The organism is Weissella sp. DD23 (genome assembly GCF_001579105.1).
GTDB classification, from domain to species: Bacteria; Bacillota; Bacilli; order Lactobacillales; family Lactobacillaceae; genus Weissella; species Weissella cibaria.
In genome coordinates this window covers 1-20,242 of the sequence record NZ_KQ970393.1, presented here as the reverse complement: position 1 = coordinate 20,242, position 20,242 = coordinate 1, and the positions used below count along the sequence as shown (strand labels likewise).

Below are 20,242 nucleotides of genomic sequence, written 5' to 3'. Positions count from 1 at the left end.
ATTCTGGTGAATATCGAATCATATAAAAAATGCTCCTCTGCTATTAGTTTACAGGGCAGAGAAAAATCTGTCCGTAAATCTAGCATAAGAGCAGCATAATTAAGAGAAAGAAATATAAAGATGGTTGAATTACATTATTTTGGAACGGATGGCGTTCGCGGTATTGCCAATAAGGAACTAACGCCTGAATTAGCATTTCGTCTTGGAAGAATGGGCGGAGCGGTTTTGACGCGCCACGCGGAAGGTCGCCGCCCACGAGTGTTAGTTGGACGTGATACACGTATGTCGGGGCAAATGCTGGAACACGCACTGATTGCGGGACTATTGTCGGTTGGAATTGAAATTTTGCGGTTGAACGTGATTTCAACGCCGGGTGTTGCTTACTTGGTACGCGATCAGCAAGCTGATGCAGGTGCACAAATTACAGCATCACACAATCCAGCCGATGATAACGGAATAAAATTTTTTGGAGCTGATGGATTTAAACTTTCAGATGAATTAGAAGCCGAAATCGAAGCGTTGTTAGATGCGCCGGAGGATATGCTACCGCGTCCTGCAGCTGAAGGTTTGGGGATGGTTTCTGATTTTTCGGAGGGTGCAACACGTTATCTAGAGTATTTACGAACGACTATTCCCAACGATTTATCAGGTATGAATATTACGGTTGATTCAGCCAATGGTGCAACATCAGATCTGGCTTCAAAACTATTTTTAAATATGGGTGCTGATTTTAGTATTATGGCAACAACACCAAATGGAATAAATATTAATGCAGGTGTTGGTTCAACGAACCCAGAAGCGATTTCCGAGTTTACCATTGAAAATGGTGCTCAAGTCGGGCTGGCTTTTGATGGCGATGGCGATCGGCTAATTGCGGTTGACGAAAAAGGTGAAATTGTCGACGGTGACAGAATTATGTTCATCGTGGGAAAGTATTTAGCAGAACATGGTCGTTTAAAACAAAACACAATTGTAACGACAGTGATGTCAAATATTGGGATGCACAAAGCGATGGTAAAAAATGGCATTGCGTCAGTTAAAACGACTGTCGGTGATCGTTACGTCGTTGAAGAAATGCTAAGGTCGGGATGCAACTTAGGCGGTGAACAGTCTGGTCACGTGGTGTTTCTTGATTGGTCAACGACGGGTGATGGCATGTTGACGGCTTTGCAATTGTTGTATGTTATGAAGGCAACTAATAAAAAATTGTCAGATTTAGCCAGCGAAATGACTGTTTTCCCACAAAAACTGGTTAACGTTAAAGTAAAAGATAAGAAGAAGGCCTTAGAAAACGAAGCTATCAAGAGAGTAATTACTGAAATTGAAGCGGAGATGGGTGACGAAGGACGTGTCTTGGTACGCCCTTCAGGTACGCAAAACTTATTGCGAGTGATGGCGGAAGCGCAAACTAAAGAATTAGTAGACGCGTATGTTGAGCGAATTTTTGATGTTGTTAGTTCTGAGGTTGGCGTTTAGTATACTTTGCTACACGATTTGGTTAATAAATATATAGTTTGTGAAAATAATTAAAGATTAGGGGCCATTAGGCGAACTGGAATTAGTAATTATCAGTTCAAATAACGGCCCTTTTATTTAGTGAACATACAAATGAATTGAAACTTCGGATTTGTTCATATTTAATCTAGAATTGTCGTTTATGAAAGATGAATTAATTTCTAAAAAACGGAAGTGCTCAATAAAACATCATATTTTGAGCGAAAATATGTATCAAAATATATACATACGAATGAATGGAGAGAGTTTATGTCAGAAAGAACGGTTGTTGTGTTAACGGCAGCGTATAATCGTGCTGGACAATTAAAACTATTATTTGAATCTTTATGTCAACAGACTGATAAGGTGTTTAGGTGGTTAATTGTAGATGACGGCAGCAATGATGATACTAAACAAGTCGTAGAAAAATTTAGATTACAAAGCAACTTTAATATCACGTATATATATAAAGAGAATGGTGGAAAACATACGGCATTAAACGTTGGGCTTGATGCCGTTCGAGAGGATATTGTCATTATTGAAGATAGTGATGATAGATTGGTGATTAACGCGATAGCCAGCGTGAAACAACATTGGGATAGGCATTGGCAGGATGAAAACATTGGGTTAATGCTATTTGAATATGGAGATTTGAAAAAGAAAGCAACAACACCATTGCCACGTTTTGAGCGAACCACGAGATATTATCAAAGATCACACGGCTTTTTGGGGGATTTTGGAGAAGCTTATCGAGCGTCCGCAATTAAGAGATATCGTTTACCGGTTTTTAAGGGGGAACGTTTTATTTCAGAAGGACCGTTGCATTATGAGTTTTCAAAGCGATTTGACTTGATTACGGTACCGGAAGTCTTGTCGTATGGAGAATATTTACCTGAAGGTTTGACAAATAATATTCGAAAAATGCAGGTTAAAAATCCGAAAGGGACGATGTTTGAGGCTTCTTTGTCGTTTGGAGAGGATACGCCGTTGAAATTTAAGCTGAAAAAAGCAATCTTATTTCAATACGTAAAGTTTCATCATGCTGAAGATTTAGGAGATGTTGATTTACCGCGCCCTCCACGTTTTATAAACGTCATGGCGACGCCAATGGCAGGGATGCTGTACTTAAAAGATAAGGTAAGGAGTGAGAAATGAAGAAGTTATTCTTAAATAAAAAGATTGTGTTTACGGTAATCTTAATGGTTATTGGTGCAATTGCTGGTGCCGTATATGAAAAGAAGAATGGTATAACGACATATACGAGTACGACCGCGTTGATGGTTGCTGATACCCCTAATGAGGATGAAGAAGAATCTAAGTTAGTTGGACAATTAGGTAACTTGGAAGCCAATGTTTTGCAAGGCGGCGCGTATCGAGATATTGTAAAACAGACGGCAGTCTTAAAGGACGCGATTAAGCGATACTCACATAAAGCTGATTTAAACTGGACAGATTCAAGCTTAAAGAATGGTTTGGAGATAGAGTTTGAAAAAACGTCGCCAGTGTTCACTCTAACATTGCAGTCGATTTCAAAGAAAGATTCTCAAGAGTTATTAATGAGTTTAGTAACGTCCTTACAAGAACGAGTACGACAATTGACAGGAGACGACAATATTAAGATTGTGTCTAGCGCTGAGACAAATGTGACTGCTAATACATCAAGCGTTAAAGTATCGAGCGTGGTTGGTGCGCTAGGTGGGTTTGGGCTGTCGTTGTCTCTGCTGTATTTTAAGAGTGTATTGATTGATGATTAGTAATAAATGTTTTAATCATATTCGATATTGGATTCTGATAATAGTTGCATTTACGTTGGTCTTAGCAGCGACGAATTTGGACACAGGTAAAATCCAACAGCTATATATGGTCGAAGCTTTTGCAGTGGCAATCATATTTACGGTAAAGCTTGATGTTATAAAACTTAAACTATTAATACCATATTGGTTAACGTTGACTATTTTGCCACTAGTTTTTTCAGGGTTTCATTTCTACGCACTAGAAGGTCAGAAAGTTGTTGTGAGGGTTATCTATATCACGATTTGCATGTTGTTTGTTTTGTGCTTATCTCAGTTATATGAGGGTGATTTAAAAACTTATACGTTCATTTGGCAAGTCATAATATGCAGTGTTCTATTATTTTTAAGTGTTAAAGAGAAAGATTTATCATTTAATTTCGGGAGCATGATTCAAGCAATCTGGGAAAATAAAAGATATGATGATCAAGGATACACTAGAGCGTTATTAGGATTTGATAACGAAAATCAATTGGGAATGTTTGCAAGTGTGCTATTTCTAGTGTCGTGTTATCAATTTAAGGTGGCAAAAAATAAATTATTTTCGCTGATTTCAATTGTTTTTGCAATTGTGATTTTAATCAATTCGGGTAGTCGTACACCGATTGTTTGCCTACTTACCGTGATTATAGTTTGGGTAATCTGTAACATAAAAAATAAGATGATGCGTATCATTTTAAGCTGTATCCTTCTTAGCGTTGGTATTGGTGCATTGTATTTATACATCAGGTTTGTTTTTGGACACGAACTTGGTAGTTTGTATACGACTGTCAATGAATTTTCGAGTTACAGAATCTCGTACGCGCGAGAAGTTTTGAAGAAAATAGATTTTAATTGGCTCGTTGGTATAGGCATTGCAAGTCCAGGCTTTGTAAAAGAAATGGAAAACTTGAGTTTGGACAGTACGTTGCTTTATTATTTGGTAACTAGTGGTATGGTTGGGTTGCTTGGATGTTGCGTTGCATTTTTCGGGCTAATGCTACGCCATTTTAGATTGAAAAATAGGTTTCAAATATACGTTGGTACCTTTTATGTAGTATTCAATTTATTTGAAAATCAATTTCTTTTACCAGATGTGAACACAACGTTGATTTGTTTGTCGATTATATGCATCGGTTTGTCACTTCCGGGAACACAAGTAGTTACGGTGGCCAGCTTAGTACATCGTTGGTTAGATGATATCTTTAATTCCCTAAAGGTGAAATCCTACGATAATATTCAATGATTTAAGTATGTTCACTTAGTCTAGGCATTGTATGTCTAGACTTTTTTTATAAATAAACAATAGAATGAAATTCATAGAATGGTGATGAAGTGTCCGTGCTTTGGGTTCAAGTAATTCAAAATATTTAGTAACAATATACTTCGTAACAACTGTACCCCCTAAGGAGTAGGTGGTACGAGACATTATGGAGGAAATTTTGTATGGCAAAATGGAAAAGTGCAGCGTTGATTACAACCCTTGTGTTGCCGTTAGCAGTTACAGCTGGCGGAGAGGGCGTCGCAATGGCGTCACAAGCTCGTCCTGATGAGACGACAATCAAGATTCACAAGCAAATTCGTTATGATGATACAATCATGAATCTTGCTGATGATGAAAAGTATTTTGCTTGGAATCACGGGTCAGATGAGGATGGGCAACATTACTTCTGGGGAGATGGAACTGAGGCAAATAAAGATACAACGACGTCACTTGGACAAAATGTATCATCAAATAATCCATTTGACTGGGAAAATTATGATCCTAAAACTTGGAAACTAACAGTAGACTATGAGCCAACTGATGATTTTGCTAATCAGGGGAAGGTTCGATGGGATGACTTGTGGTCTGACCTACCAGGCGTTCACTTCATCGGTATTCAATTACCAGATAATGTGATGACGATCGACGATGAGGGTGAGCCACAAATCATTGCTAAGGATGCCAAGGGTGGCATTGCATTCACGACATCCGACGGTAAAGATATTTACTGGCAAGACATTTTGAAGGCCCAATTGGGTGTGCAACACACGGATGAATCTAATCCATCACACGAGACGCCAAAGCACAACTTCAACTCAAAGACTGGTACTGACAAGTATGGAATGAAGCACGAAGTTAACCACAGTGCCTCTGACTTTGAAGTGGAGTTCCAACAACTTGGGGCTGCTAAGGATTTGACAGAAGCCCAAATCCGTCAAGCGTTGGTCGCTAACTACACGGACACGGATGAAACAGATCCTGTCTTTGGCGGTAAGTCCGAGGCCGTAACTGATGAGAATGGTGTCTTGTCATTCAACAACATCACAAACGGTAACTGGTTGTTCATGGAAGATTTGCAAGATTCAACACCAGGTTTGGCTGAGATGGTGACGCAACACGCCGCACCAATTTTCTTGGCAACGCCATACTTGCAACCAAATGCCGAGGTTGATTCAAAGGGTAATGGTACAAACAAGGGTGATAAGACATGGTTCGATAACTCTGATGCGAACGCCATGCACATCTATGCCAAGAACTATGCTGCTCACGGTGATTTGACAATTGAAAAGCTAGATGATGACACCGGTAAGACACTTACTGGCGTACAATTCGCGATGTTGGAATTGACGGAAGACCAATTGGCAGCCTTGCAAGAGCAAATCGATGCCGGTTTGCTATCAAAGTCAGTGACGGACATCAAGAATTATTTGGGTACGTTGGGAACGAAGGATGAGACCTTGTTCTACGGTACAACGGGTAAGAATGGAACGGTGAAGTTCAAAAACTTGACACCTGGTAAGACGTATTATGCATTAGAAATTTCAACGCCAACAGGTTACATGGTTAACCCAACGGTGCAGCAAATTTCTCTTAACAGTGTAAATGATACTACGGTTGATCCAACGGTTGGCGGTGACGATACGACTGTGCAAGCACAAGGTGGAACGTACACGGTCCGCAACGATGACAGCATTGCCTTGGATAAGGACATCAACGTGCAAAACCCTGTGACGGTTGATAACTTGGCTGTTGATGGTTACGATGCTGATGGTAACCCAAATTACATCGACAAGGCGACGAATAATCCATATTACGACGATGACACGCTTTGGGGTGTTTCACGTGGTAAGGCATTCTCATACACGGTCGATGCCGAATTGAACAAGAACATTGGTTCATACAGCAAGTTCAACTTGGTGGACTCAGTGCCATACCAAGTGAACGCCAACTCATGGACGATGTACGTGCAAATTGATGGCGTTGTGACACCATTGTTGCAAGCCGTTGATACGCAAGGTAACGCGAACGAGCACAGTACTGATGACGGTATCTCAAACGAATCTGTTGCGTACGACTCAGATAACGGTGAAGGTGTGAGTTACAAGTTTGCTGACGGTGCCGAAGACTTCGCTAAGTCACTTGGTTACACGGGCGCCTTTGGTAAGGATAAGGCTGCGCTAGAAGCCCAAACAGAATTCGTGGCTGCCAACTTGTTGCACATGTATGGTCAATCAAGTAGCTATGAGTTTGATACCGACTACCGTTCTGTTAAGGAAGGCTCAGGTGAGAATGGTACGATGAACCTGGACTTCAAGACGGACTTGTTGAAGGGCTTGGGTGAATTGATCAAGGATGACACAACTGGTCACACGTCAGTTGTCTTCAAGATTAATGCCCAAACAAACTCAGCTGCGCAAGCTGATACTGACTTGGACGGTACGGATAAGTCAATCAACAACAAGGTGACGTTGAACTACAACCCTTATCCGAACCCAACGCGTATGCCTGATCCAACACCATTGACTGATGAGGCCAAGACACACGCTGCTGGTTGGGATATCCAAAAGGTTGATGAAAACGGTAAGCCGTTGGCTGGGGCCGGCTTCGACCTTGGTCGTCGTGTCAATGAGAACAACGTTGAAAACGTGATTTCACAATTGTTGACGACGAACAACAATGGTAACGTGATGAATGAGGCGTCATTGATTAAGGCCGCGGATAAGTTGAAGCTTGCTCAAGATGGCACGCCTGCAGATAAGGTTGCGGCTGCGACGGCATACTTCAACGGTCAAGCTGAAGAGTTGCGCACAGCCGTTAAGAATGGTCAAACACCATACGTATGGTTCGTCCACTTGGAAGCACCAACTACGGGCAATCAACACGGTGAGTTACAACCAATCTTTGATGTCATGCCATCAAACATGCAAATGGGTGATATTTACTGGACGACTGATCAAGCATTGGCAACGACTCACATGTCAGGTGATGATGGTTACCTCCAATACTGTGGTTTGGCCGATAGTCGCTACGTTTTGACTGAGTCAATCGTGCCAGATGGTTACAACAAGATGGCTGACCAAAAGTTCACGTTGGCTGGTGATGAAAACTCATGGTACTTGCAAGATGAAACAAAGTTGTTGGAGTTCCCATTGATGAATGGTGATGCTTCTGACAACAAGATTACGGGTACGAACGATGATGATACAATGTCAGGCGAGTACTTGGAAGTTGAAAACCAAAAGCGATCAAAGTCAATCTTCCCAATTACGGGTGGTGTTGGTATCTTGGGTGCTTTGGCCGCTGGTTTGACGGTCATGGGATCAGCAATCTTCAACCACCGTCGTCACTAATAAGATTAATACATTAACCATACCGGTCGTGGAACTGGTATAAACATATCTAAAAATTTGATAATCTTATGCTTAGCGAGCAGTTCTGGAAACAGGACTGCTCGCTTTTTGTTCATAATTCGTCCACAGTTTAGGTGCGCTTACTTGGCACACTAAAGTAAGTGCATTTTAGGTAGGGAGAGACTGATGATCGAAAAACTAAAAGACTGGTTGAAAAGTCACACGCTATGGCGCTGGGCAATTCGCCCAACGTTGCGCGTGCAACTGGAACAATTAAACACGGCTAAGCCAACGGTGTTTTATCTCGGGTTACCGGAACATGGTAACTTAGGGGACCAGGCGATCGCCAAAGCCACTGAAATTTATCTACAAGAACAGTTGCCGCAACATCAAGTCGTGCGGATTGCGAATGACGCTGTGTTACCGTGCATTCCACTTTTGAAGCGGATTATGCAACCAAATCACCTAATCGTGATGCATGGTGGTGGCAATCTAGGTGATTTGTGGCCGGGTGCTGAAAGTGTGCGCCGTGCAGTAGTGAAGCGCTTGAAAAAATGGCCGATTATCCAATTGCCACAATCGGTATTCTTTATTGATAAGCAAGAACACACGTTATCGAAGAAGTGCTATGACGACGCAGACCGCTTGGTGCTAGTGGCCCGTGAGGAACAAGCCCACAGCGCGATGCAACAAGCCTTCACGTGTCCGTCGATGCTTGTGCCAGATATGGTATTTACGTTGAGCGGCCGGTTGAAAGAGTTGCCGATTCAACGTGAAGGGGTGATGGTTCTGTTCCGTCACGACGTGGAAAAGTTATATAACGACAATGTCCGCGATGGTGTGATTGATCAACTCGGTGATTTGTTTGACCGGGTGACGGTGACGGATACCGTGTTGCCAACCGGTGTGCCATTGGAGCAACGCGATGACGTCTTGATTCGCTTCTGGCGTCAGATGGCGAAGCACGAATTGGTCGTGACAGACCGGCTACACGGTATGATTTTTGGTCTAATCACCCAAACGCCAACCGTCGCGTTATTGAACAATAATGGCAAAATTATCTCGACATTTGAAACGTGGTTGCAGTCCGTGCCATGGATTAAAGTCTGGGCACCCACGGATGGGCCGTTGGAAGTAGCGATTGTAGACGTTATGCGGGCGCCAGTCGCGCCGGTCGATTTCTCACGTCAGTTCCGGCCACTTAATTTCTACTTGGCGAACTTTCGCAAGGGAGAGTAGTAATGGCTGAACGTGCGCGCGAGTTAATTCGTAACACCGGGGTCTTTGCGATTGGATCATTATCGACGAAACTTCTGAGCTTGTTGATGGTGCCGTTGTATACGACGGTGTTATCAACCGCTGACTACGGAACAGTTGATGTAATTGGCACGTTTACCGGCCTATTAGCGCCATTGGTAACGTTGAGTGTCTACGATGCGGTCTTTCGCTGGGCCCTAGATGACGCAAATGATGCCGGCACTGCATTTTCAAATGCGTTAGTTGTTTGGGCAAGTAGTATGCTGATTTTCTCAAGCATTTGCGTTGGCCTGGCAGCACTGGGGGTGGCGCACATTGGCTACTTCTGGTTTGTGGTTGTGCTGGGGAGCCTGGGTGCGATTTGCAGTAGCTTAGTTCGTGGCTTAGGGTACGTGAAACTATTTACGGTCGCAGGTATTGTTAGCAGTGTTGTGTTTATGACCTTGAATTTGGTGTTCCTACTGCAATTAGAACTCGGCTTAACCGGGTATTTGTTGGCGAGCGCCATCTCAGCAGCGGTAAGTTTGCTGGTTGTTGCAATGGGGGCGCGGGTTTGGCAATACTGGCACGCTACCGTTGTGCAACCGGCCCGTATGCAACAATTATTGATCTACAGTTTACCGCTGGTGCCAAATGCGTTGTCATGGTGGGGCATTGCGAGTGCGAACCGTGTCGTCTTGCTGACCTTTGCAGGCGTTGCGGCCAATGGATTATACGCGGTGGCCAATAAGCTACCATCGTTGATCAATTTGGTGTACGGGGCCTTTTTGCAATCTTGGCAAATGGCGGCAGTGAAGTCGTATGACGATCAGGATGCCGGTGCTTATTACACCAAGACGTTTGATATCGTTGCCCGCTTACAGTTGTTGATGGTCATGGCGCTATTATGCGTCACGCGATTCGTCTTTGCGACCTGGATTGCGCCAGCATATTGGCAAGCGTGGCAGGCAGTGCCGGGCTTATTATTAACGGTCGTCTACACCAATATGTCCGCAATGGTCGGGGCAACTTACTTAGCCGCCAAACGGACGCGCGGGTTGTTCTTAACAACCGTCTACGGTGCCGTAATCAGTATTGGACTGAGCGTCGTCAGCGTGCCGTTTTTGGGGATTATCGGCGCAAGTTTGGCTAGTTGCGTTGGTTTCGCAGCGGTACTAGGGATTCGCTTGTATGAAACCCGGCGCTTTGTCGGCATTCGCGTGACTTGGTCGGCGATGTTGAAATATCACCTGGTGATTGGACTACAAATTGGCCTGATGTGCCTGCTGCCAGTCGGCTGGATGCAAGGCGTCTGCTTAAGTTTACTGATGATGGGCTTAATTTGGTCCGATTGGCCGTATTATCAACGCCTATTCGTCACCCTAACTAACAAAAGATAGGTACGGTTTGTTATACTGGAATTAACGTGTTAATTTGAAGGAGAAACCGTATGATTGTCTTATTTGTTTTGGGAATTGTGTTATTAGCTTACGCTGCCATTAAAGGGGTCACACGCCATGAAGTGCGCTGGCCAGCTTTGGTAGTGGGGCTAATTTTGACTGTTTTGATGGGGCTTGGTTTACAACGCGCTCAAGAACGTCACTTTTTGATGGCCAAGGTGCCAGTTGAAAAGACGCAAAAGATTGCCCCAGCGTTGACAATTAACGGTATTAAGTTGATTACGACGCAAAAGGCGAGTGATGGTGAGCTTCGTTATACCTACACGTTGGGTAAGAAGAGCTACCAAACGGTCACCCAAAATGCGAAGACAATCGTCAAGACGGCGGACAAACAAGCGACGTTGAAGACAGAAGTGATGACGTACCAGGCGACATCTGGTTGGCGTCGCTTCATGTTGTTGGGCCAAGAAACCTTTGAAAAGGGGGCCGCAACGTATACGTTGTCAGTGCCGAAGGATTGGTACTTTGTGACGACGAGCCAAGCCAAGACTTTGCAAAACATGGTCAAGGACTCAAAGGCGGGCATTGCCAAGGAAGTCGCAGCCGAAGTTAAGCAACAATTTGCGGATAAGGCCAAGGCTGACAAAAACTTCATCAAGAACAAGGACGCCCAAACTAAGTTACAAGCCCAAATTGTAACGGACGTGACAAACAAGGCCAACCAAGCCCTTGATCAAGCCATGCTAGAGAAAATTCAAAGCTGGCACAATTAAGACATAAAATACTAGAAGTTCCTAAACGTCCCCGCGACAGTTTGGGAACTTTTTTTTGCGACACTTTATAGTGAATAAAACTATAGGGGGACGCAAACTATGGCGAAATGGCGCAATATGGCGTTGATTTGTACAATCGCAATGCCATTGGTAATGGGTAGTGGCACAGCACACGCAGCTGAGCATAGCATCGATGTGGCTGAAACGGATGTCACGTTGCATAAATACATCACAACAAACACAGTTTTATCGGGTAATGATTATTATTGGGGAAACGGAACGACGGGATTGAATAACCCGTTTACCGCTGAAAATTCAGAGTGGTCGAAGGCAGGTAAGGGTTATTCGTTTACCGCCTACAAGTTAGCTAATGGCGTGATTAAGTTGGCGACTGATGGGACCGTGACGATTTCAACTGATCGGGTGCCTGAATTGGACTTGGCGTGGTCGGATTTGCTGACGGTGCGTTCTGGTGAAACAGCCGCCTATAAGGAAGCGACGAATCCATCGACTGACGTGAGTGACAACATTGTTGAATTAAAGAGTGGGGTCACGGAACAACAAGTGGCCGACTTGCAACAATACTTGGCTAAGACATCCAGTGATCGTCAAACAGTGACGACCAATAATGATGGTGATGCCACATTTGATGATTTGGCTAATGGCCAGTGGATTGTGTTTGAAACTGGTGCACCAGATGCCGTTTCAACGTTAGCGCAACCCATGATTTTGAACTTGCCAATGAAGAATGCGGCTGCCGACACGGCGCAAGGCACGTGGTTCGATGGCAGTGGTGATTACAACGTGAACTTGTATCCCAAGGACTTCATGCCAAGCACGGAAGAGCCAACGATTGATAAGATGATCAATACGTTGCAAAACGTTAGCGTGGATGAGCTAACTGCCAAGTGGGATGACGCCAAGGGCCACCCAGTCTATGGTGGTAACGTGGTTTCTGATGACGGCGCGGCTGTGAAGAGTGCGGTAACGTTCTTAGAAAATGACAACTTGTATGGGGTGTCGCGTGGTAAGTCGTACAACTACACGTTGGATATGCAACTACCAAAATCAATCGACAAGTTTTCATCATACGGGTTTGTCGATACGATTCCATATGAAGTAACGGTTAACTCATGGACAATGTATGCCCAAATTGACGGCCAATTGACGGCATTGCTACAAGCCGTTGACCCGAACGGAAACGACAGTAAGAGTTCGAGTGACGGACTGTCACAACCTAAGGGCGATTACGATTCAGAACGAATTGTGACGCCGGATGGCAAGGAAGCCGACGTGAACTTTAAGTTTGCGGAAGTCCGTGGCGACAATGGTAAAACGGCTGCCACGATGTTTGGTTATACTGGTGAACTAGGTAAGAGCAAGACGGCGATTGCAGAACAAACGGCCTACATCGCTACGCACTTGTTGCGCATGCAAGGATACACGGCGACGTACCAATTTAATGGTGACGTGACGACGGATGCCGGCGAATATGGGGCTAACCGTGCCATTATCGATGCGGATACGGGTGAAATGCAGATTACAACTAAGGAATTGTTCCGTGATAAGTTGGCTGCCTGGGCACCGTTGCAAGATGATACGACTGGTCACACGTCAATTGTCTTTAAGTTGAATACGCAAACCAACTCGGCGGCGCAAGCGAACACGGGCGACAACAAGATCGATAATAAGGTCCAAATGTTGTTTGATAACGGCGCCACGAACCAAGACACGGCTGCCAATAAGTCGGCCGTACGTGATTCGTCATACACGACGGCCGTGGGTTGGGAATTCCATAAGACAGACAAGTACGGTAACCCATTGCGCGGGGCTGGTTTCGATATGGGTCGTTTGGTAACACCACAGAATATCGAAAACGTGATTTCGCAGTTGTTGAGTGAAGATAATAATGGTAATCCAATCAATGACACGAGCTACTTGGAAATGTTCGAGCATTTGAAGGATAGTCCTGAGTACGTGACGGAGTTTAGTAAGTCTGATTACACGACGGACGCTGCTAAAATTGCGGCGATTAAGGAATACTTGGACGGCCAAGCGGCTGATTTGCGTAAGCGCGTTGCAGAATACGATGCCCAACCAGATAGCGAGAAGTCAAAGTACGAAGTCTACGTTTGGTTTATTCACTTGGACAATGCCGCTCACGGAGCAAAGCAACCAATCGTGACTGACATGACTTCAAGTATGGAAATGGGTGATATCTACTGGGTGACGAATAACGCCTTGGCCACGACGCACAAGTCAGGTCGTGATGGTTATCTCCAATATTGTGGGGTGGCGGATGGGCGTTACTTGTTCCGTGAATCAATCGCGCCTGATGGGTATAAGCAAATGGCTGACGTGAAGTTCACGTTGTCGAGCGGGCCAGATTCGGTTTACCAACCAACGGCTGAATTCCCAGATTTGAAGGATGCCAAGGGCGTGTCATTGGGCACGGACTCACAGATTACTGGTTTGGTTGAGAACTTGGATGGGCATTATGTGCACATTAAGAACTACGCCAAGGGGATGTGGCCAGTTAGTGGTGGCATCGGCGCATTGGTTGTCTTTGCCCTTGGTGGGGTGCTGATGACCAGTGCTTACCTCAAGCGTCGATTTGACCGACGAAACGATTAGCCAAATGGCACGGTGACTTTCTTGTATAATAGGGACAAGGAGGTGACGTGATGACACCAAAGGATAAAGCAAAGAGCATCATTCACAGCGCTTCGGCCGCTGCGGGTAGTGTGGCATTATCACCAATTCCCTTTACGGATGCGGCCTTGTTAGTACCGATTCAGGTGGGGATGATTACGTCGTTATTTAAGGCGTATGATCAAAAAATGATGCAGGGGGCCATTCGTGGTGCCGTGTGGGCAGTCGCCGCAACCTCGTTTGGTCGTGGTGTTGTCGGAAACGCCTTTAAGTTCGTCCCTGGTTTGGGGACGGTCGCTGGGGCAACGATTTTGGCAACGACGGCGGTTGGCTTAACCGAAGTGATTGGCTGGGCCATTGTGAATGAACTAGAGACAGGTAACAAAGTCCAACCAGGCGATATTTTCGGCATCATTATGAATGCGGTAAAAAAGCGTTAATGGTTAACAGAATAGACAAAAAATGACGGCGGAAACGCCGTTTTTTTTTGCGAAAATTTCAGTGTGAGCACCACACGGGGAGTTGTGGTCGGGGAAATGAATAAGGAGCCAAACAAGATGAAAAAAACACAATCATTGCTTTTGATTAGTACCTTAATTGCACCAATGATGCTCGGTACGGCGGGTGTTTCTGCCAAGTCAGCTGAAGCCAATCCACCCAAAGAGACGTTAGTGCGCATTCACGCGGTGACAGATATGAATGCCACCGCCGTTGATCGACGCGACCAGCATGACTATTGGGGGAACGGCGGGATTCAAGATTTGAATAAAATCGTTGAAGACAATTCCAGCTGGGAGCCAACGGTCGGGGCGACGTATGAAGCCTTTGCCTTACCAACCGGGACCGTGACGTATGAAGGCGAAGATATGAAGCCAGTCATTAACGACACCTTCCATGCCACGGTTGATGGCAAGGAGTGGCGCTGGACGGACATTCTGAAGCCAGTCCGGGCCGACAAGTTAGGTGCTGCTACGACGAACTTGATTAAAAAGGATGGCAATATTTCACCTTGGACTATCGAAATTGCTGGTGGGATGGACGTGCGTAAGGCCGTCTATGCCTTGACGGATTTGGACCCACGTACGCCACATCCGAAAGCCTTTAAGAATACCGATGCCCAAGGCTTGACGGAAATGTCATTGGCTAAGGGACAATGGGTGATTGCGGAAGACTTGGAAGCGAATATGAAGTCGACGGCATCAGTGCCAATGTTTATCGACATTCCAATGATTAAGCCAGATGCCAAGCAAGGTGGCGATGATTTCTGGTATGACAACACACAGGCCGACGCCTTGAACTTGTATGCCAAGCAATATGATCCCACAACGTTGAAGGTAAAGAAGACAGATAAGGAAACAGGCAAGGCTTTGGCTGGGGCGCAAGTCTTGGTAACGGAGAACACCCACGAAGAGCAACTGAAGAAGGTCTTACCAGAATTGTTGGCTGCCATTAAGAAGCAACCGAAAGATGTGGCAAAGTTGGTTGAGCAGTATGTACCAGAATTGAAGACGGGGAACTATGCGATCCGTAAGACGGATAAGTCTGGTGAAGCCACGTTCTCAAGTGACAATGCTGGTGAGCGCTTTATGACGCCAGGGCATACGTATGCCGTGGTTGAGTTGGCAGCACCAACCGGTTACATTGTTGAACCGCAAATTCAAGATGTTGAATTGTCGATGGAAAAGAACCCGGCTGATAAGAGTTTGATTCAAGGACAAGGGAAAGCTGATTTCATTGATTACGATGAATTGCAGGTTGATAAGTCAGTAACGATTGGTGACAAGACGTATGGTGCCGGCGCTGAAGATGGCGGTGACACGGAACAAGGTGTCACCAAGGGCACAACTTTCCAGTGGCACATCAATAGTGAGTTGAACCAAAACGTTGATACGTATATTCAGTATGAATTGGTCGATACGTTACCATACCAAAATGATTGGCGTACGATGACGTTGAACCTGACGTATCAAGATGCGAGCGGTGCGTTGAAGACGACGTCCCTATTGCAAATGACGGCGAATGGCATGAATACCGGTGCTGGCACGACCTACACCACTAATCAAAATGGGGTGAACGGGATTACGTATAACGCCGCAACGGCCCCAACTGTGACGGCATTGGGTGATGCGATGACAGCTGATGGCATTGAATTGTCAGGATCTGGTAGTCGTTATGCGGTTAAGGATGGCAAATTGGATGCCAGTCAATCAGTTGCCGACGGCACGATTATGTTGTCAGTGACGGAAAACGGGCGAAAGCAGTTGGCCACTAAGATGGCTGAATTGGTAGCGAGCGGGGCAGCCAAGGATGGCACATGGCAGTTGTCATGGAACTTAGATGTGGTGGCGAACCAAGGTACGCAACCTGGTGAGATGGTCAACAAGGTCGACTTGAATTACAAGACTGCGTTTGACCAAGACACTGATTCTGATACAGCTAAGACATTCGTGAAGGGATCTGGTACGCCGACGATTCATGATACGCCAACTAAGGGTGGTGGTGTCTTGCCATACACAGCTGGTGTGATGGGCATTGGTTTGACCATTTTGGGGTTGCTTGGGTTGGCGCACTTGTTGAAGAAGCGTCGGGCTGAAGATTAATTAATGAGGGAAGAGAAATGGCGAAAAAACCACGAAAGAAAATCAGTTTAACGACCGCTGTGTTGTTCATTGCTGGTTTGGCAATTTTTTCGTATCCGATTGTGGCACAGGCTTATGAAGCAATGCATCAGAGTGGGATTGTGCAGAACTATGAGCGCGAAACAACGGTGATGCCAAGGAAGGAAAAGAATGCGGTCCAGCAGGCGATTGATGCTGAAAATGCCAAAATCAAGGAAAAGGCGAAAGACACCGGCAATGATGCGGACGTTATTGCTGCGATGACGGAGCTGAACCAGAAAGATAGTTATGAAAATGGGGATGACAACACGCTCAAAAAGTTGGTTGGTAAGCCAATTGGGGTCATTTCGATTCCAAAGTTGGGCGGGTTACGTCTGCCGATTTTCAATAGCATCAAGGATAAGGCAATTAGTAACGGGGCCGGTTTGATTCCAGGTACCTCAATTCCACAGGCAAAGAAGGAAGGGCTACACTCAGTTATCACGAGTCACTCAGGTTTGCCGAATGCGAAGTTGTTTACCGATTTGAAAAAGCTAGAGCTGAAGGACAAGTTCTACATTGAGATTGCAGGTGGTAAGACGTTAACGTATCAAGTGGATAAAATCGACGTGATTAAGCCGGAAAAACTGGAGACCTACTTCAAGTTGGATCAAACCAAGAACTACGTCACGTTACTGACTTGTACGCCAACGGGGATTAACTCGCACCGTTTGCTAGTCCGGGGGCACCAGATTCCAAGTGAAGCGGTCCCAACCAATGTGGTGCGGGCTGAGTTCATGTGGCTGGGCGCGTTGATTGTGGCGGTATCATCAATCGGTGGTTTCTTATTGCGCAAGCGCATCATGTTGAAGAACGCGATGCTGGCTGTGGTTAAGAAGTGATGTTTGTTGTGACGAAAAAAATGATTGTGTTATAGTTGATTTACTGATTGGAGTGCCAGGTAACTGGCGCTCCTTTTGTGGTTTATAGGGGATGATTAACGGGGTTAGCAAAGAAGGGGTGACGGGGATGACAGAATATGTCACGAAGGAAGCGTTTGAAAAGTTCAAGGCGGAGGATTTTGCGCAAGTACGGCAGGACTTAACCGTGTTAACGGTGAAAGTTGACACCTTAACAACAGAAGTGGCTGCCTTGCCGACGACTAGTGACGTGAAGGTACTAATTCACGAAGCGTTCAAAGAAGCACGGGGGACCGCAATCGGTTTAGGCGTGATGATTGCGGTCATCACGGGGACGATTATTGCCATCTTGTCGTTTGTATTTTCGGTTTACGTTGGCCATTAAAACTCACCATGTTCGGGCTTATTTCAAACAAAAGTGATAAAATGATGAGAAATAAACAGAACGAGGTACAACGCATGGCAACACGAATGCAAGATGATTTTTATGATGCGATTAACGAAGCGTGGGAAGCAGATGCGGTCATTCCAGCTGATAAATCACGAACAGGTGGTTTTAGTGACTTGGCGGATGACATCGAAGAATTGATGTTGGATACGACGGATGCCTGGCAAGCAGGTCAAAACGTGCCAACCGATGACATTTTGGCTAATTTTGTGAAGTACCACAAGTTGGCAGCGGATTTTGCGACCCGCGATGCGTTGGGCACTGACCCAGTGAAGCCATTGATTGCGCGCTATCAAGCGTTTACGTCATTTGCTGATTTTGCGGCACACATCATTGAATTGGAAAAGGCGGGCTTGCCAAATGCTTTGCCAATTGGGGTAGCGCCAGACTTCAAGGATGCGCGCACGAATGTGTTGTGGGCAGATGCACTAGGCATTATTTTGCCAGATACAACCTACTATGCGCCTGATCACGAGCAAGGTAAGGAATTGTTGGCGAAGTGGCGGGCAGCGCAAGAAGATTTGTTGCCTAAGTTTGGCTTCAGTGCTGACGAAATCAAGGACTTGTTGGATAAGTACTTGGCTTTCGATGCCCGCATAGCTAAGGTTGTGTTGAGCCAAGAAGAGTCAGCGGAGTATGCCAAGTTGTACCACCCCTACAAGTGGGCTGATTTCACAGCTTTGACACCAGCCTTGCCATTGGATGAGATTTTGACAGCCATGACGGGCACGACGCCAGAGATGGTTGTCGTACCGGAAGAACGTTTCTGGGCAGCATCTGATCAATTCTTCTCTGAAGAAGCCTGGCCTTTGTTGCAAGCAACGTTGATTGTAGGCATTGCAAACGCCTTTACGAGTTACTTGTCAGATGAGGTCCGAGTGCTAGGTGGGGCGTATGGCCGTGCCTTGTCAGGAACGCCGGAAGCAATGAACCAACGTAAGGCGGCTTATTACTTGGCAGCTGGTCCATACACACAAGCGCTTGGTTTGTGGTATGCAGGTGAAAAGTTCCCTGAAGCAGCCAAGACTGACGTGGAACAAAAGGTTGCCACGATGATTGATGTGTACAAGGAGCGTTTGCAAACCGCTGACTGGTTGCAACCAGCCACGCGTGAAAAGGCGATTGTTAAGTTGGACGCCATTGTGCCACACATCGGCTACCCCGAAAAGTTACCTGATCGCTACAAGGACAAGATTGTTGATGATGGAGCGACGTTGTTTGAGACGGCCGAAAAGTTCCGTGCCCAAGGGGTGGCCTACCAATGGTCAAAGTGGAATCAACCGGTTGACCGTGATGAGTGGCACATGCCAGCACACATGGTGAATGCTTACTACGATCCACAACAAAACCAAATTGTGTTCCCAGCAGCGATTTTGCAAGCACCATTCTATAGCTTGGATCAATCATCATCTGCGAACTACGGTGGTATTGGGGCGGTTATTGCTCACGAGATTTCACACGCCTTTGATACGAATGGGGCATCATTTGATGAAAATGGTAGTTTGAACGATTGGTGGACAGAAGAGGACTACGCCGCCTTCAAGTCACGTACTCAAAAGGTGATTGATGAGTTCGATGGTTTGGATTCATATGGGGCTAAGGTGAATGGTAAACTGACGGTCTCAGAAAACGTGGCCGATCTTGGTGGTGTCGCTGCGGCCTTGGCAGCAGCAAAGCGCGATGCTGATTTTTCAGCAACGGACTTCTTTGAGAGCTGGGCAACCATCTGGCGTCAAAAGGCACGTCCTGAGATTATGCAATTGTTGGCCGCTTCAGATGTACACGGACCTGCAAAGTTCCGTGTGAATGTGACGGTATCTAATTTTGATGATTTCTACACGACATTCGATGTGCAACCATCTGATAAGATGTACCGCGCACCTGAAGATCGCGTGATGATTTGGTAATCAATGAATAAAAAAATAAGGTCTGCATTGGAATTTTCCGACGCAGACCTTATTTTTTATAAATTTTTCTTTTTTCGAAGCGGTCGATGGGAGGCGACAGCGATGTAGGCGCCGACCAATGACAAAAGGCCAAAAGAAAAACCACGTACACTCTGCAAAGTAACCGTGGTCAATCTTTAATGTTCAATTAAAGTGCGACTTCGCGGTGCTCCGCCACAAATCTAGTATATAACAGACCGAATGTGTTTGCCACCAGGCAGATCGCATTCGGTTTTTCTTTATACATTACAGTGTAGTTTTTTAGAAAGCGATTAGTTAAATTGTTCACAAAACCGGATTTCCCTTACTCAAAAATATGAAAACGCGTTCAAGGAATGGATTGTTTGCACATTTTTTCACGAATTTACATAAAAGGGTTGCGCTTAATTTGTC

At 45.4% G+C, this 20,242-nt stretch carries 14 protein-coding genes; all 14 read left to right on the top strand.

All coding sequences use genetic code 11. From position 1 onward, the window contains the following. The first annotated feature begins 120 nt into the window (after nt 1-120). On the top strand, nt 121-1,476 hold the full coding sequence (gene glmM / locus WEIDD23_RS06080) for a phosphoglucosamine mutase (protein ID WP_062358845.1): 1,356 nt from the start codon (nt 121-123) through the stop codon (nt 1,474-1,476). A 288-nt stretch (nt 1,477-1,764) separates the two neighbouring features. Next, complete coding sequence (locus WEIDD23_RS06075; protein ID WP_062358844.1) at nt 1,765-2,649, top strand: glycosyltransferase family 2 protein; 885 nt, start codon at nt 1,765-1,767, stop codon at nt 2,647-2,649. After that, nucleotides 2,646-3,248 (top strand): YveK family protein, encoded by a 603-nt coding sequence (locus tag WEIDD23_RS06070; protein ID WP_062358843.1) that lies wholly within the window; start codon nt 2,646-2,648, stop codon nt 3,246-3,248. The genes WEIDD23_RS06075 and WEIDD23_RS06070 overlap by 4 nt, the downstream gene beginning before the upstream one ends. Beyond that, nucleotides 3,241-4,509 (top strand): O-antigen ligase family protein, encoded by a 1,269-nt coding sequence (locus WEIDD23_RS06065; RefSeq protein ID WP_062358842.1) that lies wholly within the window; start codon nt 3,241-3,243, stop codon nt 4,507-4,509. Before WEIDD23_RS06070 ends, WEIDD23_RS06065 begins: the two co-directional genes overlap by 8 nt. A 200-nt stretch (nt 4,510-4,709) precedes the next feature. After that, nucleotides 4,710-7,877: a SpaA isopeptide-forming pilin-related protein gene (locus tag WEIDD23_RS06060; RefSeq protein WP_010374028.1), complete on the top strand. Its 3,168-nt coding sequence runs from the start codon at nt 4,710-4,712 to the stop codon at nt 7,875-7,877. Between the two features lie 186 nt (nt 7,878-8,063). Further along, the gene (locus WEIDD23_RS06055; protein WP_010374025.1) at nt 8,064-9,116 is read left to right on the top strand and encodes a polysaccharide pyruvyl transferase family protein; all 1,053 of its coding nucleotides are present in this window, start codon (nt 8,064-8,066) and stop codon (nt 9,114-9,116) included. Between the two features lie 2 nt (nt 9,117-9,118). Continuing rightward, nucleotides 9,119-10,513 (top strand): lipopolysaccharide biosynthesis protein, encoded by a 1,395-nt coding sequence (locus WEIDD23_RS06050; protein WP_062358841.1) that lies wholly within the window; start codon nt 9,119-9,121, stop codon nt 10,511-10,513. Between the two features lie 50 nt (nt 10,514-10,563). Continuing rightward, on the top strand, nt 10,564-11,286 hold the full coding sequence (locus WEIDD23_RS06045; RefSeq protein WP_010374021.1) for a DUF4811 domain-containing protein: 723 nt from the start codon (nt 10,564-10,566) through the stop codon (nt 11,284-11,286). Between the two features lie 99 nt (nt 11,287-11,385). Further along, complete coding sequence (locus tag WEIDD23_RS06040) at nt 11,386-13,920, top strand: SpaA isopeptide-forming pilin-related protein (protein ID WP_010374020.1); 2,535 nt, start codon at nt 11,386-11,388, stop codon at nt 13,918-13,920. Between the two features lie 50 nt (nt 13,921-13,970). Then, nucleotides 13,971-14,378 (top strand): DUF697 domain-containing protein, encoded by a 408-nt coding sequence (locus WEIDD23_RS06035; protein ID WP_010374018.1) that lies wholly within the window; start codon nt 13,971-13,973, stop codon nt 14,376-14,378. A gap of 117 nt (nt 14,379-14,495) precedes the next feature. Then, nucleotides 14,496-16,538, top strand: coding sequence for a SpaA isopeptide-forming pilin-related protein (locus tag WEIDD23_RS06030; protein ID WP_038229430.1), 2,043 nt, complete (start codon nt 14,496-14,498; stop codon nt 16,536-16,538). Nucleotides 16,539-16,555: 17 nt separating this feature from the next. Beyond that, a complete protein-coding gene (locus tag WEIDD23_RS06025) occupies nt 16,556-17,437 on the top strand; it encodes a class C sortase (protein ID WP_010374016.1) in 882 nt (293 codons plus the stop codon). A 127-nt stretch (nt 17,438-17,564) separates the two neighbouring features. Then, nucleotides 17,565-17,840, top strand: coding sequence for a hypothetical protein (locus tag WEIDD23_RS06020; protein ID WP_010374014.1), 276 nt, complete (start codon nt 17,565-17,567; stop codon nt 17,838-17,840). 74 nt (nt 17,841-17,914) lie between these two features. Continuing rightward, nucleotides 17,915-19,810 (top strand): M13 family metallopeptidase, encoded by a 1,896-nt coding sequence (locus tag WEIDD23_RS06015; protein ID WP_010374012.1) that lies wholly within the window; start codon nt 17,915-17,917, stop codon nt 19,808-19,810. The last annotated feature ends 432 nt before the right edge of the window (nt 19,811-20,242 follow it).